The organism is Herbaspirillum aquaticum (assembly GCF_002213425.1).
Taxonomy (GTDB): domain Bacteria; phylum Pseudomonadota; class Gammaproteobacteria; order Burkholderiales; family Burkholderiaceae_D; genus Herbaspirillum; species Herbaspirillum aquaticum.
Genome location: NZ_NJGV01000010.1, coordinates 49,138 through 69,751, shown reverse-complemented (window position 1 = coordinate 69,751; position 20,614 = coordinate 49,138). Strand labels below are relative to the sequence as shown.

17 protein-coding genes are annotated in these 20,614 nt (G+C 62.5%); 12 read left to right on the top strand and 5 right to left on the bottom strand.

Annotated elements, in window-relative coordinates:
- The first annotated feature begins 25 nt into the window (after window positions 1–25).
- Window positions 26–523 carry a contact-dependent growth inhibition system immunity protein gene (locus CEJ45_RS12610; protein ID WP_088755450.1) on the top strand — a complete coding sequence of 166 codons (498 nt, stop codon included), beginning with the start codon at window positions 26–28 and terminating at the stop codon, window positions 521–523.
- A 5-nt stretch (window positions 524–528) separates the two neighbouring features.
- Here CEJ45_RS12610 and CEJ45_RS12605 read toward each other — a convergent pair whose 3' ends face one another.
- A complete protein-coding gene (locus tag CEJ45_RS12605) occupies window positions 529–1,593 on the bottom strand; it encodes an MBL fold metallo-hydrolase (protein ID WP_088755449.1) in 1,065 nt (354 codons plus the stop codon).
- A gap of 138 nt (window positions 1,594–1,731) precedes the next feature.
- On the opposite strand from CEJ45_RS12605, the gene CEJ45_RS12600 reads away from it, so the two are divergent.
- The 9 genes from CEJ45_RS12600 to CEJ45_RS12560 all read left to right on the top strand — a co-directional run bounded on the left by CEJ45_RS12600 (window position 1,732) and on the right by CEJ45_RS12560 (window position 10,765).
- Window positions 1,732–2,145: a MerR family transcriptional regulator gene (locus CEJ45_RS12600; RefSeq protein ID WP_008333608.1), complete on the top strand. Its 414-nt coding sequence runs from the start codon at window positions 1,732–1,734 to the stop codon at window positions 2,143–2,145.
- Window positions 2,146–2,258: 113 nt separating this feature from the next.
- Complete coding sequence (locus CEJ45_RS12595; RefSeq protein WP_039790199.1) at window positions 2,259–3,443, top strand: isovaleryl-CoA dehydrogenase; 1,185 nt, start codon at window positions 2,259–2,261, stop codon at window positions 3,441–3,443.
- A gap of 41 nt (window positions 3,444–3,484) precedes the next feature.
- A complete protein-coding gene (locus tag CEJ45_RS12590) occupies window positions 3,485–4,087 on the top strand; it encodes a 2-hydroxychromene-2-carboxylate isomerase (RefSeq protein WP_088755448.1) in 603 nt (200 codons plus the stop codon).
- A complete protein-coding gene (locus tag CEJ45_RS12585; RefSeq protein WP_088755447.1) occupies window positions 4,087–4,503 on the top strand; it encodes a YchJ family protein in 417 nt (138 codons plus the stop codon). The genes CEJ45_RS12590 and CEJ45_RS12585 overlap by 1 nt, the downstream gene beginning before the upstream one ends.
- Before the next feature lie 80 nt (window positions 4,504–4,583).
- Window positions 4,584–6,218, top strand: coding sequence for a carboxyl transferase domain-containing protein (locus CEJ45_RS12580; RefSeq protein ID WP_088755446.1), 1,635 nt, complete (start codon window positions 4,584–4,586; stop codon window positions 6,216–6,218).
- Window positions 6,219–6,240: 22 nt separating this feature from the next.
- A complete protein-coding gene (locus CEJ45_RS12575) occupies window positions 6,241–8,256 on the top strand; it encodes an acetyl/propionyl/methylcrotonyl-CoA carboxylase subunit alpha (protein ID WP_088755445.1) in 2,016 nt (671 codons plus the stop codon).
- Between the two features lie 10 nt (window positions 8,257–8,266).
- Complete coding sequence (locus CEJ45_RS12570; protein WP_088755444.1) at window positions 8,267–9,196, top strand: MBL fold metallo-hydrolase; 930 nt, start codon at window positions 8,267–8,269, stop codon at window positions 9,194–9,196.
- Between the two features lie 98 nt (window positions 9,197–9,294).
- Entirely contained in the window at window positions 9,295–9,804 is a 510-nt protein-coding gene (locus CEJ45_RS12565; protein ID WP_088755443.1) for a YbaK/EbsC family protein, read from the top strand.
- A 52-nt stretch (window positions 9,805–9,856) separates the two neighbouring features.
- Window positions 9,857–10,765 carry a hydroxymethylglutaryl-CoA lyase gene (locus CEJ45_RS12560; protein ID WP_088755573.1) on the top strand — a complete coding sequence of 303 codons (909 nt, stop codon included), beginning with the start codon at window positions 9,857–9,859 and terminating at the stop codon, window positions 10,763–10,765.
- Window positions 10,766–10,835: 70 nt separating this feature from the next.
- Here CEJ45_RS12560 and imm45 read toward each other — a convergent pair whose 3' ends face one another.
- The 3 genes from imm45 to CEJ45_RS12540 all read right to left on the bottom strand — a co-directional run bounded on the left by imm45 (window position 10,836) and on the right by CEJ45_RS12540 (window position 16,851).
- Window positions 10,836–11,183, bottom strand: coding sequence for an Imm45 family immunity protein (imm45, locus tag CEJ45_RS12555; protein ID WP_088755442.1), 348 nt, complete (start codon window positions 11,181–11,183; stop codon window positions 10,836–10,838).
- A gap of 13 nt (window positions 11,184–11,196) precedes the next feature.
- Window positions 11,197–11,598, bottom strand: a complete 402-nt coding sequence (locus CEJ45_RS12550) for a hypothetical protein (protein ID WP_088755441.1) — start codon at window positions 11,596–11,598, stop codon at window positions 11,197–11,199.
- A 501-nt stretch (window positions 11,599–12,099) separates the two neighbouring features.
- On the bottom strand, window positions 12,100–16,851 hold the full coding sequence (locus CEJ45_RS12540; protein WP_088755439.1) for a two-partner secretion domain-containing protein: 4,752 nt from the start codon (window positions 16,849–16,851) through the stop codon (window positions 12,100–12,102).
- A gap of 200 nt (window positions 16,852–17,051) precedes the next feature.
- Here CEJ45_RS12540 and CEJ45_RS12535 point away from each other — a divergent pair, with 200 nt between their 5' ends.
- Window positions 17,052–18,758 (top strand): ShlB/FhaC/HecB family hemolysin secretion/activation protein, encoded by a 1,707-nt coding sequence (locus CEJ45_RS12535; RefSeq protein WP_167386298.1) that lies wholly within the window; start codon window positions 17,052–17,054, stop codon window positions 18,756–18,758.
- A gap of 37 nt (window positions 18,759–18,795) precedes the next feature.
- Here CEJ45_RS12535 and CEJ45_RS24920 read toward each other — a convergent pair whose 3' ends face one another.
- Window positions 18,796–18,951, bottom strand: a complete 156-nt coding sequence (locus tag CEJ45_RS24920; RefSeq protein ID WP_166675113.1) for a hypothetical protein — start codon at window positions 18,949–18,951, stop codon at window positions 18,796–18,798.
- A gap of 308 nt (window positions 18,952–19,259) precedes the next feature.
- On the opposite strand from CEJ45_RS24920, the gene CEJ45_RS12530 reads away from it, so the two are divergent.
- Window positions 19,260–20,234: an NAD(P)H-dependent flavin oxidoreductase gene (locus CEJ45_RS12530; RefSeq protein ID WP_088755438.1), complete on the top strand. Its 975-nt coding sequence runs from the start codon at window positions 19,260–19,262 to the stop codon at window positions 20,232–20,234.
- The last annotated feature ends 380 nt before the right edge of the window (window positions 20,235–20,614 follow it).

Below are 20,614 nucleotides of genomic sequence, written 5' to 3'. Positions count from 1 at the left end.
TCCCACTCCAGATCAAGGTGCAATATTGAAAAACACATCAAGAGCGACCGTCTATTTCAATGGCGACTTGTATCAGTTCATCACGATGTCGCAAGGCATGCTCGATTTTGCCGACCCCGACGTCTCACCTCAGATATTGATGCCAACGGCCACCGCTGCCGAGCTCGGCAGCGCGCTGCGACTGGCCTTGTCCAGGAGCAGACACGTCTCGGTGCCTGAATTTCAGGAAATCCTCAAATCAGGCATCGTGCAAAAAAATGCCAAAGAACGGCAAGCATTGCTCATGCAGCAATATGGCTACAAGAATCGCAAGGCCATGATGAGAAAGATGGCGTGCTGCTGGATTACGGCAAACAGTGGCAACATCGAGATCAAACCCACGCACCACAAGAATATCGATGGCTATTCAGGCATCAGCAACGATGGCCCCGAGATCCTCTATGTCGATACCAACAGTATCGATGCAGAACTGGGCGCAGCGTTGATGGAAGGCTTCTCCCGCTGCACCAGTGCTGTGCCTTGAAAAGCTCACACCGCCACAAACCGATACACCCCATCCTCCCCCAACAAGCGCCGCACCGCCCCGTCATACCAGAGCTTGTGCAAGTGCGCGACCGCCTCCCCCAGCGCAAAGGACAGCTGGTGCGTATCCAGCGGCCGCTTGAACATGACCGGCAGGATATCCACGCCCGTCTGCGGTGTGGCACAGGCCTCCAGCACTTCGGCCAGACGCTCGCGGTGATGGTCGTTCAACTGCCGGATACGGGTATGCAAGCCACGGAAGGGCTTGCCATGCGAAGGCAGCACCAGCACATCGCCCGGCAGGTGCGCGTATTTCGCCAGCGAATCCAGATACTGCTGCACCGGATTGCTCTCCGGCTCGATCGCAAACACCGACACATTGGTGGAGATGCGCGGCAAGACCATATCCCCCGAAATGAGCACATTGAGCGCCGCGCAATACAGCGACACGTGCTCCGGCGAATGCCCGAACCCGGTGATGATCTCCCAGTCCCGCCCGCCGATGCGTACCGCGTGGCCATCCTGCATGCGGTGATACGCGTGCGGCACCGACGGCACCAGGTCCTGGTAATACGTATTGCGCCCCTGCAGCGTCGCCACCGTCCCGGGATCGGCCAGGCCATGCCGCTGGAAATGCGGCGTGGCCGCCGTGCCCTCGGCCCCCGGCAAGGCTGCCGACATCACGCGCGCAAAGGCGTAATCCCCGGTACTCATCCACAGCGGCGCCTGCCAGCGCTGGCACAGCCAGTCGGCCAGGCCCACGTGGTCGGGATGGCAATGCGTGACCAGCACGCGCAGGATGGGCAAGCCATCGAGTTCTTCAGTGAAGATGCGCTCCCAGGCCGCGCGCGTATCGTCGGTGGCGATGCCGCAATCGACCACGGTCCAGCCGCGCTGGCGGCCTTGCGGGGTATCGAGCTCGTCTTCCAGCAACCACAGGTTGATGTGATTCAAGGCAAAGGGCAGCCCCATGCGCAGCCAGCGCACGCCCGGTGCCACCTGCATGGTGTGGCCGGTGTCGGGCAGGGTGTCGCCGAAGGCGTAGTCGAGCTGGGATTCAAGTGCATTCATCAGTAAACCTGGCGATCATCAAGAAGGGGGAGCGGCGTCACGGGGCGTCGTGCCAGTCCTGCATTTTTTGCTGGACGACAGGGCACAATATACTTTACGTTAACGTAAAGTGCCAGACCAACCCAATCCATCCCGTCCATGCCTACCTACACCATCACCGAACTGGCGGAAGAATTCGCGATCACGCCGCGCGCGATCCGGTTCTACGAAGACCACGGCATCCTCAATCCCAAGCGCGAAGGGGTGGGCGGGCGGCATCGCGTCTATCCCGCGCGCGAGCGCACGCGCCTGAAGCTCACGCTGCGCGGCAAGCGCCTGGGCTTCACGCTCGCCGAGATCAAGGACCTGATCGACATGTACGAGTCGCCCAAGGATACCCAGCCCCAGCTGCAACGCTTCCTGGGCCTGCTGCAACAGCATCGCGAAAAACTGGAGCAGCAGCGCGAGGACCTCGAACTGACCCTCTCCGAAATCGCCGCCCACGAAGAGGAATGCCGGCAACTGCTGGCCGACGCCAAACCGAAGAGCAAACGCAAGGCGGTGGCGGCCTGACGCATACGGCATCTGCCGCCGCACATCCCGGCCCCGTTGACGTTAACGTCAAGCAACAGCGATCGTTGCACATCACAACAAGAATTCCCCAAACACCCAACGAGGAGACACCCATGATCCACCTGCCCGGCCTCAATTTCGACCATGGCGAAGACATCGCCGCCCTGCGCGAGGCGGTCGCCGCTTTCGCCCAAACGGAGATCGCCCCGCGCGCGGCCGAGATCGACCGCAGCGACCAGTTCCCCATGGACCTGTGGAAGAAGCTGGGCGACCTGGGCGTGCTGGGCATCACCGTCGGTGAGGAGTACGGCGGGGCCGGACTGGGCTACCTGGCGCACATCATCGCGATGGAGGAAATCTCGCGCGCCTCGGCGTCGGTGGGCTTGTCCTACGGCGCCCACTCCAACCTGTGCGTGAACCAGATCAAGCGCAATGGCAATGAAGAGCAGAAGCGCAAATACCTGCCCAAGCTGATCTCGGGCGACTTCATCGGTGCGCTGGCCATGTCCGAGCCCAATGCCGGTTCGGATGTGGTGAGCATGAAATTGCGCGCCGACAAGAAGGGCGACCGCTATGTGCTCAATGGCAGCAAGATGTGGATCACCAATGGCCCCGATGCCGACGTGCTGGTGGTCTATGCCAAGACCGATCTCGACGCCGGTGCGCGCGGCATGACCGCCTTCCTGGTAGAGAAAGGGTATAAAGGATTTTCCGTCGCGCAGAAACTGGACAAGCTCGGCATGCGCGGTTCCCACACCGGCGAACTGGTGTTCCAGGATTGCGAAGTCCCGGAAGAAAACGTGCTGGGCGGCGTCGGCCGTGGCGTCAACGTGCTGATGTCGGGCCTGGACTTCGAGCGCAGCGTGCTCTCCGGCGGCCCGCTGGGCATCATGCAGGCCTGCATGGATGTGGTGGTGCCCTACGTGCATGACCGCAAGCAGTTCGGCCAGGCCATCGGCGAATTCCAGCTGATGCAGGGCAAGCTGGCCGACATGTATTCCACCATGATGGCCTGCAAGGCCTATGTCTATGCGGTCGGCCAGGCCTGTGACCGCGCCGACAGCGCCGACAAGGTGCGCGCCCTGCGCAAGGACGCCGCGGGTGCCATCCTTTATTCGGCCGAGAAAGCCACCTGGATGGCAGGCGAAGCGATCCAGTCGCTGGGCGGCAATGGCTACATCAACGAATATCCCGTAGGCCGCCTGTGGCGCGATGCCAAGCTCTACGAGATCGGTGCCGGCACCAGCGAGATCCGCCGCATGCTGATCGGCCGCGAACTGTTCGCCGATACGCTGTAAGCGCCCTCGCCTCTTTTCAAACTTCAGACACGACGGACATCATGAGTACACCCATCGATTTCTACTTCGACTTCAGCTCGCCCTACGGCTATTTCGCTGCGGTCGAAATCGACAAGCTGGCCGCGAAATACGGCCGCAGCGTCAACTGGCATCCCATCCTGCTGGGTCCCATCTTCAAGGCGCTGGGCACCAATTCGCTGGTCACCATTCCGGTCAAGGGCGATTACTCGCGCCACGACATGGAGCGTACTGCGCGCTTCCACAATATCTTCTACAAGGCGCCGAGCCAGTTCCCCATCGGCACGCAGGTCGCTGCGCGCGCCACGCTGTGGGTGCAGCAGACCCAGCCGGCCAAGGCGGCGGACCTGATCAAGACCTTGTACAGCGCCTACTTCACCGAAGACATCGACATCAGCGTGCCCGAGAACGTGCTGCGCATCGCCGCCGACAACGGCATCGACCGCGCCGCACTGGAAACGGCGCTGGGCACGCCCGAACTGAAGGAGCAGCTGCGCGCAGCCACCGAGGCCGCCGGCAAGGCCGGCGTGTTCGGCTCGCCCTTCATGATCGTCGATGGCGAACCATTCTGGGGCTTCGACCGCTTCACCCAGCTGGAAGCCTTCCTCAAGAACGGAAAGATCTGATGAGCACCAAGAAAGACAAATCCGGCCCCTGCCCCTGCGGCCAGCCCAGCTTCGAAAAATGCTGTGGCCGCTTCATCACCGGCGGCGAAGTGCCGGCCACGGCCGAACTGCTGATGCGCTCGCGCTACAGCGCCTTCGCCCTGCGCGATGAAGCCTACCTGCGCGCGACCTGGTTCCCTGACACGCTGCCGGAAGAAGAACTGACCAGCGAAACCGACGTCAAGTGGATCGGCCTGGACATCAAGAAACACCAGCACGCCAGCGGCAGCGATGAGGCGACCGTCGAATTCGTGGCGCGCTTCAAGGTCGGCGGAAAAGCGCACCGCCTGCACGAGATCAGCAACTTCGTGCGCCAGCCCGACGACAGCGGCCAGGCCCGCTGGTATTACGTGGATGGGCGCTTCCCGGAGGACTGACGTTTTCTGCACCATGCCCCGCCAAGCCAGCACCGGTGCGCCCCGCAGCACAACAAGAAACTGAACAGAGAGACAGAACCATGCCGCAGATTGAAAGCAAGCTCAACCCGCGCAGCGAGGAATTCCAGCACAACCGCGATGCCATGCAGCGCATCGTCGACGACCTGCGCGAAAAGGTAGCCGCCATCGCCGAAGGCGGCGGCCAGGCCGCGCGCGAGAAGCACGTGGCACGCGGCAAGCTGCTGCCGCGCGAGCGCGTGCAGATGTTGCTGGACGCGGGCACGCCCTTCCTGGAATTCTCGCAGCTGGCTGCCTACGGCATGTACCGCGAGAAGGACCGCGAAGGCAACCTGAAAGATGCCGCGCCCTCGGCCGGCATCATCACCGGCATCGGCCGCGTGGCCGGGCAGGAGTGCGTGATCGTCTGCAACGATGCCACCGTCAAGGGCGGCACCTACTATCCGATGACGGCCAAGAAGCACCTGCGCGCCCAGGAGATTGCCGAATTCAATCACCTGCCCTGCATCTACCTGGTCGACAGCGGCGGCGCCAACCTGCCCAACCAGGATGAGGTCTTCCCCGACCGCGACCACTTCGGCCGCATCTTCTACAACCAGGCCAACCTGTCGGCCAAGGGCATTGCGCAGATCGCCGTGGTGATGGGTTCCTGCACGGCAGGCGGTGCCTATGTACCGGCCATGAGCGATGAATCCATCATCGTCAAGGAACAGGCCACCATCTTCCTGGCCGGGCCACCGCTGGTCAAGGCGGCCACCGGTGAAGTGGTGACGGCTGAAGAACTGGGCGGTGGCGACGTCCATACGCGCCTCTCGGGCGTGGCCGATCACCTGGCCCAGGACGACACCCATGCCCTGGCCATCGCGCGCAACATCGTCAGCCACCTCAACCGCCGCAAGCCGCAGCAGCTGGCCCTGCGCGAGAGCGTGGAACCGAAGTATCCGGCGCAGGAACTGTATGGCGTGATCCCCACCGATACGCGCAAGCCCTTCGACGTGCGCGAGGTCATCGCCCGCATCGTCGATGGCAGCGAGTTCGATGAATTCAAGGCGCGCTACGGCACCACGCTGGTGTGCGGCTTCGCGCACCTGCACGGCATGCCGGTGGGCATCATCGCCAACAACGGCATCCTGTTTTCGGAAGCGGCCGAGAAGGGCACGCACTTCATCGAACTGTGCTGCCAGCGCAAGATCCCGCTGATCTTCCTGCAGAACATCACCGGCTTCATGGTCGGCAAGAAGGCCGAGAACGAGGGCATTGCACGCCATGGTGCAAAAATGGTCACGGCCGTCTCCACCGCCAAGGTGCCCAAGCTCACCGTCATCATCGGCGGCAGTTTCGGTGCGGGCAACTATGGCATGTGCGGGCGCGCCTTCTCGCCGCGCTTCCTGTGGATGTGGCCCAATGCGCGCATCTCGGTGATGGGCGGCGAGCAGGCCGCCAGCGTGCTGGCCACCGTCAAGCGCGACGGCATCGAAACGCGCGGCGGCAGCTGGAGCGCAGAAGAGGAAGCCGCCTTCAAGGAGCCCATCCGCGCCCAATATGAAACCCAGGGCCATCCGTATTACGCCTCGGCGCGCCTGTGGGATGACGGCGTGATCGATCCTGCCGATACCCGCCAGGTATTGGCGCTGGGATTGTCCGCTGCCCTGAACGCCCCCATCGAAGAGACCCGATTCGGCGTCTTCCGCATCTGAAGCGCGCCACCGAGGAGACACCATGTTCACCAAGATCCTGATCGCCAATCGCGGCGAAATCGCCTGCCGCGTGGCCGCCACCGCCCGCCGCCTGGGTATCGCCACCGTGGCCGTGTATTCCGATGCCGACGCCCAGGCCAAGCACGTGGCCGCCTGTGACGAGAGCGTGCACCTGGGCCCGGCCCCGGCCAAGGAAAGCTATCTCTGCGCCGACAAGATCATCGCCGCCGCACTCGCCACCGGCGCCCAAGCGATCCACCCCGGCTACGGCTTCCTGTCGGAGAACGCCGGCTTCGCCCAGGCCTGCGCCGATGCCGGCCTGGTCTTCATCGGCCCGCCGGCCTCGGCCATCGAGGCCATGGGTTCCAAATCTGCGGCCAAGGCCTTGATGGAAAAAGCCGCCGTGCCGCTGGTGCCGGGCTATCACGGCCAGCGCCAGGAGAGCGATTTCCTGCGTACCGAAGCCGACCGCATCGGCTACCCGGTGCTGCTCAAGGCCAGCGCTGGTGGCGGTGGCAAGGGCATGCGCGTGGTCGAGCGCAGTGAAGATTTCGAGGTGGCACTGGCCTCCTGCAAGCGCGAGGCGATTTCCAGTTTCGGCGATGACCGCGTGCTGGTGGAGAAATACCTGACCCGTCCGCGCCATATCGAAATCCAGGTCTTTGCTGATGGCCACGGCCATTGCGTCTATCTCTTCGAGCGCGACTGCTCGGTGCAGCGCCGCCACCAGAAGGTGCTGGAAGAAGCCCCGGCCCCCGGCATGAGCTGCGGCCGCCGCGCCGCCATGGGCGAGGCAGCCGTCGCCGCTGCCCGTGCCGTCGGCTACGTCGGTGCCGGCACGGTGGAATTCATCGCCAACCAGGACGGCACTTTCTACTTCATGGAGATGAATACGCGCTTGCAAGTCGAGCACCCCGTCACGGAAATGATTACCGGACTGGACCTGGTGGAGTGGCAATTGCGCGTGGCATCGGGCGAGCCGCTGCCGCTGAAGCAGGAGCAGTTGCGCATCCAGGGCCACGCCATCGAGGCGCGCATCTATGCGGAGAATCCCGAGAAAGGTTTCCTCCCCGCCATCGGCACGCTCACCCGCATGCGCAGCGCCCCTGCGGTGGAATTCGCGCTGGCCGCACCCGGTGCCACGCAACCGGCGGCCGTGCGCATTGATGCCGGTGTGCGCGAGGGCGATGCCATCTCGCCCTTCTATGATCCGATGATCGCCAAGCTCATCGTTTGGGGCGCTGACCGTGACGCCGCCCTGCGCAACATGGCGCGTGCGCTGGCGCAGTACCAGGTGGTCGGGCTGGCAACCAACATCGGCTTCCTGCAGCGGCTGATCGCAGGCCAGGCATTTGCGACGGCCGATCTCGATACCGGCCTGATCGAACGTCACCGCGACACGCTCTTCCCTGCCCCGGTCGCGCCCACAGCCGACACGCTGGCCCTGGCCACCGCAGCCCTGCTGCAACGGGAGCAGCGTAACCAGGACAGCCGCGATCCCTGGGCACAGACCAGTGGCTGGCGTCTCAATACCCGCCTGCAGCGCTGCCTGAATTTCGAACATGACTCAGGCAACAGCGAGGTCCGGATCGACTACGCCGGCGACGGCCGCCAATGGCAATTGCAGATCGGGGGCAATACGCACACGCTGGCCCTGCATGCGGCCAATACCGACAGCGTGCGCATCTCCCTGGACGGCCGCACCCTGCAAGCCGATGTGGCCTGGGAGGGCGAAGGGCTGCACCTCTTCGATGGCCGCAGCCAGCACAGCCTGCGCCTGCCCGACCCGATGGCCCACGCCGGCCACGCCGAGGCCGAGGGCGGCCGCCTGACCGCGCCCATGCCCGGCAAGATCGTCGCGCTGCTGGTGGACCAGGGCGCGAGCGTCACGCAAGGCACGCCGCTGCTGATCATGGAAGCCATGAAGATGGAACACACCATCGCCGCACCCTCGGCCGGCACCGTGGAAGCGCTGCGCTACGCGGTTGGCGACCAGGTGGCCGAAGGAGCGCAGCTGCTGGACTTCAAGGCCGCGTGAGCAGCGCGCCGTGAACACGTCCGCACTGCGCCTGCCACCCTCGCTGCACGTGCTGGAGCGGGGCTGGCTGTCATCCAACAACGTGCTGCTGTTCGGTCGCGATGAAGTCGCCATGATCGACAGCGGCTACGTTGCCCATGCCGAACAGACGCAGACACTGGTGCGCCACGTCCTGCACCAGCGCGGGCGTGAACGGCTCGATGTGCTGCTCAATACCCATCTGCATTCCGACCACTGCGGCGGCAATGCCGCGCTGCACGCCGCCTATAGCTGCCGCATCGCCATCCCCGCAGCCGAGGATGACAAGGTGCGCCGCTGGGACGAAGACGCCCTGAGCTACCGCGCCACCGGCCAGCGTTGCCCGCGCTTTGCGCACGACCAGCTGGTGCGCAGCGGCGATGTGCTGCGCCTGGGAGACCTCGACTGGACCGCCCTGGCCGCACCGGGCCACGACCCGCATGCGCTGCTGCTGTATTGCGCGCAGGAGGGTGTGCTGATCTCGGCCGATGCCTTGTGGCGCAATGGCTTCGGGATCATCTTTCCGGAGCTGGATGGCGAATCCGGTTTCGAGGAGGCGCGCGCCACGCTGGAACTGATCCGCAGCCTCGATGTGCGCACCGTCATCCCCGGCCATGGCGCGCCCTTCAGCGAGGTGGACGATGCATTGGAGAAGGCCTTCTCGCGGCTGGATTATCTGCAGGCCGATCCACTGCGCAATGCGCACAATGGCATCAAGGTCCTGGTGAAATTCCTGCTGCTGGAACGTTGCCGGATTGCGCTGGCGGACTTGCCGGCGATGATGCGGGAGATTCCCTTGCTGCGCATCACCAATGCGCGCTTCTTGCAGATGGAGGATGCGGCCCTGGCCGACTGGTGCGTGGCGCAACTGCAGAAGGCGGGGGCGGCGGCCAGCGATGGCGTGTTCCTGCTGGATCGCTGAATGCGGGCCTGCGCGGCAGAGAGGGCGGGGGTGCTGTTATCATTTCCGGCTTGTCCTGCTGCCGGCCTTGCGCCTACTTGATAATCGCCATGAACGCCATGAACGAACCTGCTGCCGCCCTGCCCTCTTCCGCCCAACGCGTTGCCGACCTGCTGGCCGCAATGGGCCATGACAAACCGGTCACGATGCTGCCCTCGACCGGCCGCACCTCGGCCGAAGCCGCTGCGGCCGTGGGCTGCAGCGTGGCCGAGATTGCCAAGTCCATCATCTTCCGGCGCGTGGCTGACGGTGCGCCGGTGCTGGTCATTGCCAGCGGTGCCAACCGGGTGGACGAAGCCAAGGTCACCGCCCTGACCGGCCCGCTCGGCAAGGCCGATGCCAAGTTCGTGCGCGACACGACCGGTTATGCCATCGGCGGCGTCTGCCCGATTGGCCACGTGGTCAAGCCGGTGATGCTGATCGACCGTGAGCTGTTCAACTTTGACAGCGTCTGGGCGGCGGCCGGCCATCCGCATGCCGTCTTCAACCTCACGGCCGCGCAGCTGGAGAAGATGACCGGCGGCACGGTGGCCGATGTGCGGCTCGATGCCGCGCCGGCGGCCAACTGAACTGTTCGACAGCCATCCACGCATCACAACAACCCCAACGGAGACCCGCATGATGAGCCTGCCCAAGAAAGTGAAGATCGTTGAAGTCGGACCGCGCGACGGTTTGCAGAACGAGAAGGAAACCATTTCCGCCGAGGTCAAGATCGAGCTGGTGAACCGGCTTTCTGCGGCGGGGTTTCCGAATGTGGAGGCGGCATCTTTCGTCTCGCCCAAGTGGGTGCCGCAGATGGCCACTTCCAGCGAGGTGATGCATGGCATCACCCGCAAGCCGGGCGTGGTGTATTCGGCGCTGGTGCCCAACATGAAGGGCTTTGAGGCGGCGCTGGAGGCGGGGGTGGATGAGGTGGTGATTTTCGGCGCGGCCTCGGAGGCGTTCTCGCAGAAGAACATCAATTGCTCCATTGCCGAATCCATCGAACGTTTTGCCGAAGTGGCCAAGGCCGCCAAGGACCATCGCAAGCGCCTGCGTGCGGCGGTGAGTTGTGCGTTCGGTTGTCCGTACCAGGGGGAAGTCCCGCTGGATGCGGTGGCCGACGTGGTGCGGCGTTTCCGTGAGCTGGGCTGTGACGAGATCGACATCGCCGACACCATCGGCGTGGCCACGCCAGGCAAGGTGCGGCCGGTGATGGAAACGGCGATTCGTGAATTCCATATCGAAGGTTTGTCGGGTCACTTCCACGATACTTATGGGCAGGCGCTGGCCAATATCTATGCCAGTCTGCAGACGGGGATCAGCATCTATCACGCGTCAGTGGCGGGGCTGGGGGGATGTCCGTATGCCAAGGGCGCGACCGGCAATGTGGCGACCGAGGATGTGCTGTACATGATGAACGGGCTTGGAATCGAGACCGGGATTGACCTGGATGCGGTGGCCGAGGCGGGGCAGTTCATCTCGCAGCAGCTGGGGCGCAAGTCGGTGAGCAGGGTGGGGAATGCGTTGGCGGCCAAGCGGGTGGGGTGAGGGTTATCTGGGGGCGAGATGGTGTGGGAGGAATGGATGCCTGCTTACGCAGGGTAGTCCGATCCCTCACTTAGACGATGAGAGGAAATTCCTCGGCACCGTCTATTTCGTAGTTCGGCAAGATGAGTACTTCCTCGACCGGGCATTCGGGATAGATCCATTTCGCCCAATTTTCTACGATCCACGGCAGAGAGAGGCCGTGCCCTTCGCTCCATAATGCATCGGGGGGCAGCTTGACCAGTATTCGTCCAGCCTTTCGTCCCGTTGACACCACCAAGGCAAAGGGCCGCTCATCGCCAGGAATGTCGACTACCATGAAGTCCACCAAGGACTCGTAGGGTGAGACGGAATTCATCCTGAAGACAGTGCCACTTCCGATCGCTTCCCACGTAACGTCTAACAGTTTTAACCAATTCATTGGATCACCTTTCCTAAGACTTCTCCTCCAGATAGTCTTCCGGAAACTTATAACCTTCAGGGATATCAGGCCACGTGAATCGCGGATCTCGAAACATCACCTTATCAATTTCAGCTTCTATATTTTCGAATATATTTTTAAGATTGTGAGCAGAAACACCCGCAAAAAGAAGTGCTGCAAAAGCCGTCAACTGGTCGTTATTCTTTCTTGCCTTTCGGTGAATATCGAAATACCTTAGGAGCTTAGATGAGTTGTATTCATACCGTTCGTTTAGTGAATTTTCGTAATCAATAAACCATTCAAATTGCCCATCATCTTTTATCTCCGCGTTCATTTCATCAATGGTCAAGCCGATGCTTGAAGTCAGCTCCAGAAACGCCAACTGAATAGAATCTAATCCGCTAATCTCTTTCATTTCAGCTTTCTCCCTTGTTCTTGGGCCACAGCCAACTTATCGCCATTCACAGTACCGTCCAAGTTAAGCACGGTCCGAAGTTTTCCTGTCGAATCAAATACTTCAAGATGATCCTTATGTAGGCCATCTAAATACAACTTATCGCCTTTCTCAATTTCCTTACCAATAAGCCCTTGTGCGAGATATATACTTTTCCCGTCAAATCCTCTTCTGGTCTTTCAATAGCGATCTTTCTTATCACTCACCTCAAGATAGTCTTCCGGGAACTTATAACCTTCAGGGATCTCAGGCTACTTGAATCGCGGATCTCGAAACATCACCTTGTCAATTTCATTCTCAATATTTTCAAATAGACTTTTAAGATTTTGTGAAGAGGTACCTGCGTGCAATAGCGCGACGAATGCAGTTAATTCGTCGTTATTTTTTCGTGCAGTCCGGAAAATTTCAAAGTACGTCAAGAGCTTAGATAAATCGTAGTTATATTGTTCATCAAGTGAAGTTTCATAATAGATAGCTCACCCCCAAGGCATTGTTTTCTGCCTCCAGTTGGGCTGCGAGCGTGGCCGTCGGATTCGCGGTACTTCCTGCAGCGGTCGCAATCCCCGCCACGACGCTGGTCACCAGATTCGTGCGCGACTCCTTCTCCTGACTGCCCGGCCGGTCCGCCGACTGCAGCAGCGCATTGATGACGGTGCCGGCCGATGCGCCCAGCGCACCTGCACCGCACGCTGCCTCCTTGGCCATGGCACCGGCGCATCCCAGGATGCCCTGCAAGGCGGAGCGAGCGGCTTCGCTCTGCAGGTTGTCAGCGATTCTCTTGACCTGTTCAGCGCCCAGCCCTTGCAGATAATTGACGGCCGCCGCCTGGATGAACTGCGATGAAGATGCACTCAGATTGCCTGTCACCGCACCTGCAATCGCCGTCGCATAGAGTGAACGGTTGAATCTATCGATAGCCTTGTCCAGATTGTGGTAGGACTCAACCGTCGTATCGCGGATCGCTTTCCACTGGCTATGCCGCTGCCGATAATCCGCATCCGGGCAGGATTCAGGATCACTGCAGATTCTGGGAAGTTCAGGCTCGGGTGGTACTTCCGTCGTCGGCCTTGCTACGCGAAAGACATCCCATATACGGTCACCGGGCTGGTAGACGAAGCGTTCCGGTTCTGCCGGAAAGGTGCTGTGCTCGGTACTGACTTCGGGAATCGCTGCAAGATAGGCAGGGCCAACGCCGAAGCTCCGGTACAAGCGGCCACCCCTGCCGACATGGCGGCTATAGTCAAACGGCGGTCCGTAACGCTCAAAGGGATATTCCTCCGACGGCAACAGCAGGCGGAAATTGTCCTCATCGCCCATCGCGCGCCAGTTCTCCGGCGCGATGATCTGGCCGCTATCCTGATGGATCAGCCGCGCAGCATCGCCAGAGACGAAATCCGGCGATCCCACCAGCCGGTAGTGGATGATCCTGCGTCCCGGCTTGCTCTCTTCAGCGATCTCGACATGCGCATTGCGGTTGTTGATCGCATCGGCGGCAATGGTGAGTGCGCCATCCGCATTGACAGTGGCGCTGGTGTTGTTGACTTCGCGCGCACGTCCGGTCGCACGATGGTCGCTGCCGATGGCGCCGCCAATGGACATGTCGCCGACCGAATACAGCAGCGCCTGCTCGCTGTTGTAGAGCAAGCCGGTCCCGATATCCAGGCGCTCACGCGCCGCGATGACCGGGGCCCGTAGTACGCCGTCGAGGCTCTCCGGTGCGTTGTGCAGCACATCGGCAGCAAGCGCGATGCGGTCACCGTAGATGCGTCCGGTACCCAGGTTGTAGAGCGTGCCGGCCTGAATGCGCGTGGTGACGCCGTCGATCAGGCCCCGGTTGATGAAGTCCTGTCCCGCACCGGCAGACAGCGAGACATCGCCGCCCAGGATGGAAGCTCCCGCATGATTCTGGAGTCCCCTGGCAGTCACGCGCAACGCTGCCGCAGCGGCCAGCGTGCCGTAGTTGCTGAAGCGCCCGCCAATGCGCAGATCGAGATTGCCAGCGGCTGCAGTTTCTCCGCGCTGCTCCAGGTCGGCGGTCACATCGATACGCAGATCCTTGTGGCTCAACAGCAGGCCCTTGCCAATCAGGGAGTCGGACGTAAGGCTCAGGTCACCGCCTGCGAGGATGCGTCCGCCTTCGTTGTCGATGACCAGCCTGCGGGTGCTGGCCGGGTCACTGACCGACAGCGTGCCTTGCGAAGACAGGAGCCCGCCGCGATTGTCCACACGCTCACGGGCGGCGATCTGCAATGACTGGCCGGTGCGGATGGCGCCGTTGTTGTTGTGGAGCGCCCCTGTGACAAGACTTACGCTGCGGCCCTCGATGCCCTGGTCATTGCCCTGGGTATCGTCGTTGCGCAGGCTCCGGCTCTGTAGGGTTACGTCTTCATCGGAACGAATCAGGCCACGGCGGTTTTCAATGTCGCCTGCCGACACCTCCACTTGCATCGCGCCCTTCGACTGCAACTGCCCGCCGCGATTGTCCACGCTGCCCGCCTCGATGCGCAGCCCACCACCAGTGGCGATATCGCCACCCTGATTGTCAAGGCTGCTCACTTGCAGACGGGCTTGGCCGCCTGCCACCACGACACCCGCGCCATTGCCCAGCGAGCCGGCCTTGATGTGCAGGTCCGTGCCCGCACGCACGCCTTGGTCCTTGCCCGAATGCAGGTTGTACAGTGCCTGGCCGTGGGTATCGAGGTCGAGGCTCTTGAGGGCCTGCAACAATCCGCCCTCATTGTTGACTTCGCCGCTGGACAGCGTCAGCTTGCCCCGGGCGGCGATGCTGCCGGCACGATTGTCGAGCTCTGCGCTCTCCAGCTTCAGGTCTTGCCGCGCAAAGAGCACGCCGCGCTGATTGTTGAAACGCCGGTTGCGCGCATCAATGACCACCTCGCCGCCGCCCAGCGTGCCGTCGCTGTTATCGATGCCGGTCGCCGTGATCTCCAGCCGGGTAGCGGCGAGGATCTTGCCTTGGTTGCTGGTTTTTCCGTCTGTCGCCAGCACCAGCGAACTCTCGGCCGAGCGGATCCTGCCACTGTTCTCCAGCGTGGCTGCATTGACGGTGAGGGTATCGTTGGCGCCGATCTCTCCGGTGTTGCTCAAGCCCTGCTGCAGCGAGAGCTTCATGGCGCCCTCGGCGGTGAATGTCCCGCAGTTGTTCAGGGTCGCCGCCTTCAGTGAGACCGATTGCTTGGCCTCAACAGTGCCGCTGTTGGTGATGCTCTCTCGAGTCTGTACATCGACACTTTTGTTAAGAGAATAGAGCGCACCGCCATTGGCCAGGGAGGCCGCCCGGAAATCCACCGTGCCATCTGCACCGATCTTGCCGCTGTTGAGCGCAGCAGCGCCGATGCGCATGAACAAGCTGCCATGCGAGAACAGCTTGCCGCTGTTGTCCAGTGCATCGGCATCGACCTGGAGGGTGCTGCCGGCACCGACGTTCTTTTCGTTGGTAAATTGGCCGGTCACTTTCAGGGCAAGCGATTGGACTGCACTGAGCGTGCCGCGATTGTCGAGGCTGGCGGCCTTGAAGTCGGCATCCCCCTTGCTGCCCATGGTGCCGGTATTGGTGAGGGCGGCGCTTGCGCTGGCGTTGAGTACCGCTTCCCCGATGACGCGCCCCTGGTTTTCAATCGCTACCGCGTTGGCATCGAGGGCCCGTTTCGCCTCGATGCTGCCGCTGTTGAAGAGCCGTCCTGCTACCTGCAACTGCGCAGATTCCTGTGCGGAATAAATATCTCCCCGATTTGTGAGTGTCGCGGCGCGAAGCTCAAGCCGGGCGTTGCTGCCAACCTTGCCGCTGTTGTCCAGCGTGTTGCGGATACGCAGTGCGAGCGTGGCGGGGGTGAGCACGCTGCCGGTGTTTTCCAGCGTGACCGCAGCAAGCGTAACGCCGGTATCCCCTAGCAGGCTGCCTGCATTGCGTATCGAACCGCTACTCTGCACGCGGGTGTCGCCTGTACTGCCGATGCGGCCCGTGCCGGTGTTCTCCAGCGTCCCGACTTCAAGGAGGGTGCCGTCCCTGGCGCCCAGGCTGCCCTGGTTGATGAGCGCTCCGGTGGTGCGTATCTGGATCTGTCGGCTGGCCTCAAGCGTGCCGGCATTGTCCAGTGCAGTGGCGTGGATGCGCAGCGTGCTTTCGGAGCCCATCGTGCCGCTGCCGGCGTTGCTCACGGGGCCGGCAGCAGCGATCACGGTGTCGCCCCGTGCCGCCAAGGTGCCGGTATTTTCCAGGCGGCCGGCTGCCGTCACGACCAGCTGTCCTTCGGTGGCCGTGAGCGTGCCGCCGTTGTGCACGCCCACGCCGTGTTCGGTGGCGCTCAGGTAGATGTGACCGGCATACATGCCGCCGAGCGCTGCTACATCAATGGCACGCACCGGCGCACCATCGGTGGCGCTCTGGCCCGGCGTGACCTGCGCGTGATCGGCACTGACCGTATTGAGCCCGGTGGTGAGCCGGATCTGTCTGGCCCGCAGCGCCGCATGCACGCGCACCGCGCGAGCGATGACGTCGGCATACGCGGTGTCACCGGCTTGCAGGCCAAGTCCTTCGAAGCTGATCACCCCGCTGTTGACGCGATAGCTTTCCAGGTTGCCCTGGCGGATGACGGGCGTGCCGGTGGTCATGGTGGCGCGCTGGGCGTTGATGAAACCGCAGCCCGCGCAGGTGATGCCGGCCGGGTTGGCGATGATCACCTGCGCCGGGTTGCCCGCCACCTCGATGAAGCCGCGCAGGTAGCTGGGGTCCGTTGCGTTGACCTGGTTGACGATGACCTGCGCGCCACCGCCGGGCATCCACGGATTGCCAGCGATATAGCCGCCCAGTTCGGACTTGCTGGCGCCACCCGCGTTGTTGAGGATGACGCCCCGCCCATCCACATCAAAACGCCGGTAGCTGTTGACCGACAGGCCCTTGGCGTTGGGCTGCCGGATGTTCACCACGGGCACGCCGTTGGCGGCCTTGAGCACCATCGGCTGCTCTTCGCGCGGTGCGTTGCGATCGACCAAGATTTGCGCATGTGCCACGCTCTGCCACGTCAGTGCGAGGGCCAAGACCAGCGTGCAGAACTTCCACGATGCCGGTGCCACCACACCGACTCCCCCACCTACCGTCGGCAACTTCTGGCCACTGATGGCCGAGGCGGTTTCCGCGACCGCCATCAGCATGCCGCGATGACGATTGAAGACCAACTGATAGCGCTGACGGTTCATGGAACGCCCCTTTTTGCGAGATCGATCCGGGCCGGATGCCTTATCGATTCGAGGCGCAGTCTATTTTTTTAGAGCGGATTAAAAAATCAGAAAAGTCTGATTTATGTGCAGACGATAAAAAGAGAAATTGCGATCTCCCCAATTTTTGAGTGATCGCGACACGCGTGCCCGCTGTTGTTTTGCTCGCTGACCATTTCCTTATGAATCGCTACCACCTCCTTTCTCCGCTGCTGCTCGGCGCGCTCTCCCTCCCGCTCTACAGCGCAGCACAATCTCCCGGCATCCAGCAAGAACAACTGCAGCGCGAACGAGAGCGCGTCTTGCGCGAGACCCTGGAGCAAGCGCCCGATGTGCTCACGCTGGGCCTGCCCCCTGCCGCTTCCACGTCGTTGGACTATCCCGAGGACGAACAACCTTGCAGCCGCATCGACACGATCATCATGGAAGGAGATTCTGCGGAGCGCTTCCGTCCCGCCCTGGGCACGGTGATGAAGGCAGCCGGGGAGGGTGGTGCCGCAGGCCGCTGCCTGGGCAGCCAGGGTCTGCAAATCCTGCTGGCTCGCGTGCAGGCCGACATCATCGCGCGCGGCTACACCACCACGCGCGTGCTGGCACAGCCGCAGGACCTTTCGGCCGGCAGGCTGGTACTGACGGTGATACCGGGCAGGCTGCGCAAGGTGCGCATGGCCGAGGGCGCCGATGCGCGGGGTAACACGTTTTCGGCATTGCCCTTGTCGGAGGGAGATGTCCTCGACTTGCGGGCCATCGAGCAGGGATTGGAAAACCTCAAGCGCGTCCCCACGGCAGAGGCCGACATCGAGATCACGCCCTCGGAAGAAGCCGATGCGCAAGCCGGCGACAGCGATCTGGTAGTGCAGTACCGGCAGGCCTTTCCGTTCCGCTTCTCGGCCTCACTGGACGATGGCGGCGCCCGCACCACCGGCCGCCATCAGGCGGGTGTGACGGTGGCGTATGACAACTGGTGGACACTCAATGACCTGTTTTACGCCAATCTCACGCGCAGCCTGGGCCGCTACGGGGATCGCGGCAGCCGCAGCCACACGCTGCATTATTCACTGCCCTTTGGCTACTGGGTGCTCTCGGCGACGCTCTCCGGCAGCCGCTATCACCAGACGGTGGCGGGCGCCTTCGAGCCGGTGCTCTACAGCGGCCATGCAGAAACCGGCGAGCTGAAGCTGTCGCGGCTGATGCAGCGTGGCGCCACCAGCAAGACGCTGTTCTCGGCCAAGCTGCTGCTGCGCAAGTCCTTCAATTTCATCGACCAGAATCCCCTGGATCCGCAGCAACGCCGGACGAGCGCGTGGGAGGCGGGCTTGCAGCACCGGCACTTCATCGGCAGCGCCGTGGCCGAGGTGAACCTGGGCTACCGGCACGCGTTGGACCGCCAGGGCAAGGCGCCCGAAGATGAGCTGGATCTGCCGCAGATCACTACCCGCTATGGCCTGTGGCTGGCGGATGCGGCGCTGCAGCTGCCCTTCCAGGTCGGCACGGCACGGTTTCGCTATGGCGCGCTGGCACGCGCGCAATGGCATCGCGGCCGCTTGCCGGCCCAGGATCAATTCGCCATCGGTGGCCGCTACACGGTACGCGGCTTCGATGGCGACCTGAGCCTGCAGGGCGAACGCGGCTGGCTGCTGCGCAATGAGCTGGCGTGGGGGTGGGGAGAAAGCGGACAGGAACTCTACGCCGGGCTTGATACCGGGGCGGTAGCGGGTCCGCTCACGCAATTGCTGAGCGGGCGCCGGCTGAGCGGCGCCGTACTGGGCTGGCGCGGCAGTATCGACAAGCTTGGCGTTGAATTTTTCATTGCGACCCCGGTATCAAAGCCGAACGGGTTCCCCACCGCCACCCTGGGCGGCGGGTTCAACCTGCAATGGTCGTACTGAAATGCAATGGCAGCGACGAGGCGCGCGGCGCCTGTCTTCACTGCTGGCGATAACGCCGCAGGCCGCGCACTGGCAGCTTGTCCGACTCGATGAGCGCCTTTTTCAGTGCACGCTTGTGCAGCAGCGCGCCCCCAATCAGTGCGACGGCGGCCAGGACGATGATGAGGACATTGACGAGATCAAAGTGTTGCATGATTCCCCCCTACGGCTAATGACGATAGATAGATGGAACTCGGGCATGGCCCTTCCGGCTGAGCCGGTCCGCAAGACGCCCCCGGTAGCGCCCTGCGTGGCCTGTTTTATTGCAGGCTTGTGGAAAACATAGCACGCATGAAAGGGAGACAGTAAATCATATAAATAATTTCCTGAAAATTTCACCTTCGCGCAACAAAAAGCACGACCGTTATATTTTGTCGCTTTTTGTCCTATAATCGCCGGACAAAAGCGGCATGGGGTCCAGCCCTGTTGCCTTGAGATAACGACAACCCAAGTGAGACGACCATGCCACCAGCCCCTGCTTACCCCAAAGCATTGCAAGATCTGCGCCTGCCCATCATTTGCTCGCCCATGTTCATCGCCAGCGGCCCGGCGCTGGTGGCAGCCCAGTGCAAGGCCGGGCTGGTCGGATCGTTTCCTGCCCTCAACGCGCGCCCGGCCGAGCTGCTCGATACCTGGCTGACCCAGCTGCAGGACGAGCTGGCGCAGTGGCAATCCGGGCATCCGCAACGCAAGGTCGGGCCGATCGCGGTCAACCAGATCGTGCACCAGTCCAACGACCGCCTGGCCCAGGACGTGGCCACCTGCGTAAAGCACCAGGTGCCCATCATCATCTCCAGCCTGCGCGCACCGCCCAAGGAAATGCTGGACGCCGTCCACAGCTACGGCGGCATCGTGCTGCATGACGTGATCTCGCTGCGCCATGCCGAGAAGGCACTGGAAGCCGGTGTGGATGGCCTGATCCTGGTGGCCGCCGGTGCCGGTGGCCACGCCGGTACGCTCTCGCCCTTCGCGCTGGTGGGCGAAGTACGCAAGATGTTCAAGGGGCCACTGGCCCTGTCCGGCTCCATCGCCACGGGCGATGCGGTGCTGGCGGCGCAGGCCATGGGCGCGGACTTCGCCTACATGGGCTCGCGCTGGCTGGCCACGCGCGAATCCAATGTCGACGACGCCTATCGCCAGGCTATTGTCGAGTCGACGGCGGCCGATGTGGTCTACACCAACCTCTTTACCGGCGTGCATGGCAACTACCTGAAGAAGTCCATCGTCAATGCCGGCCTCGATCCGGACAACCTGCCCGAGGCCGACAAGACCAAGATGAACTTCGGTTCCGGCGGCGGCAGCAAGGCCAAGGCCTGGCGCGATATCTGGGGCGCAGGCCAGGGCGTGGGGCTGATGGAAGATGTGCCGACCGTGGCCGAGATGGTGGAGAGGCTGGAAGAGGAATACCGCGCCGCGCGTGCGCGGCTGTCGCTGTGAGGCGACGCTTTTGCAGCAACGGATGAGCTTCAGGCCATCATGAGTGGTTTGAAAAACTAAGTAAAAGGCGGACCGCTACCCGGGTCCGCCTTTGTTTTTTTTGCGGTGCCATTCGCAGCTGATGAGGAACGCAGCCAGTCCTGGCGCGTCCAAGCGTGTAACTGCTCTTCTCTTTCCGCGCGTTGTTCGCCGGCTTGTACGAATTGTCTGTCAGACAAAATCTTATTTTTCATCTCACTTTGTAACTCGCGGCACTTCTCTCAGGAGGTCCGGTCGTACTTGTTCGCTTCGTGCAGACGCAAGGCACCTGATGCGCTGTGGCCACCCTCACACGGCATCGCCCTGCGGCAAAAGAAGAGTCAACCATTCAATTGCGAGGA

Coding starts and splice junctions, on each gene's coding strand:
- CEJ45_RS12590 (WP_088755448.1), top strand. CDS start 3,485: ATGAGTACACCCATCGATTTCTACTTCGACTTCAGCTCGCCCTACGGC.
- CEJ45_RS12605 (WP_088755449.1), bottom strand. CDS start 1,593: ATGAATGCACTTGAATCCCAGCTCGACTACGCCTTCGGCGACACCCTG.
- CEJ45_RS12595 (WP_039790199.1), top strand. CDS start 2,259: ATGATCCACCTGCCCGGCCTCAATTTCGACCATGGCGAAGACATCGCC.
- CEJ45_RS12585 (WP_088755447.1), top strand. CDS start 4,087: ATGAGCACCAAGAAAGACAAATCCGGCCCCTGCCCCTGCGGCCAGCCC.
- CEJ45_RS12530 (WP_088755438.1), top strand. CDS start 19,260: ATGCCACCAGCCCCTGCTTACCCCAAAGCATTGCAAGATCTGCGCCTG.
- imm45 (WP_088755442.1), bottom strand. CDS start 11,183: ATGAATTGGTTAAAACTGTTAGACGTTACGTGGGAAGCGATCGGAAGT.
- CEJ45_RS12560 (WP_088755573.1), top strand. CDS start 9,857: ATGAGCCTGCCCAAGAAAGTGAAGATCGTTGAAGTCGGACCGCGCGAC.
- CEJ45_RS12550 (WP_088755441.1), bottom strand. CDS start 11,598: ATGAAAGAGATTAGCGGATTAGATTCTATTCAGTTGGCGTTTCTGGAG.
- CEJ45_RS12565 (WP_088755443.1), top strand. CDS start 9,295: ATGAACGAACCTGCTGCCGCCCTGCCCTCTTCCGCCCAACGCGTTGCC.
- CEJ45_RS24920 (WP_166675113.1), bottom strand. CDS start 18,951: ATGCAACACTTTGATCTCGTCAATGTCCTCATCATCGTCCTGGCCGCC.
- CEJ45_RS12535 (WP_167386298.1), top strand. CDS start 17,052: ATGAATCGCTACCACCTCCTTTCTCCGCTGCTGCTCGGCGCGCTCTCC.
- CEJ45_RS12600 (WP_008333608.1), top strand. CDS start 1,732: ATGCCTACCTACACCATCACCGAACTGGCGGAAGAATTCGCGATCACG.
- CEJ45_RS12580 (WP_088755446.1), top strand. CDS start 4,584: ATGCCGCAGATTGAAAGCAAGCTCAACCCGCGCAGCGAGGAATTCCAG.
- CEJ45_RS12575 (WP_088755445.1), top strand. CDS start 6,241: ATGTTCACCAAGATCCTGATCGCCAATCGCGGCGAAATCGCCTGCCGC.
- CEJ45_RS12540 (WP_088755439.1), bottom strand. CDS start 16,851: ATGAACCGTCAGCGCTATCAGTTGGTCTTCAATCGTCATCGCGGCATG.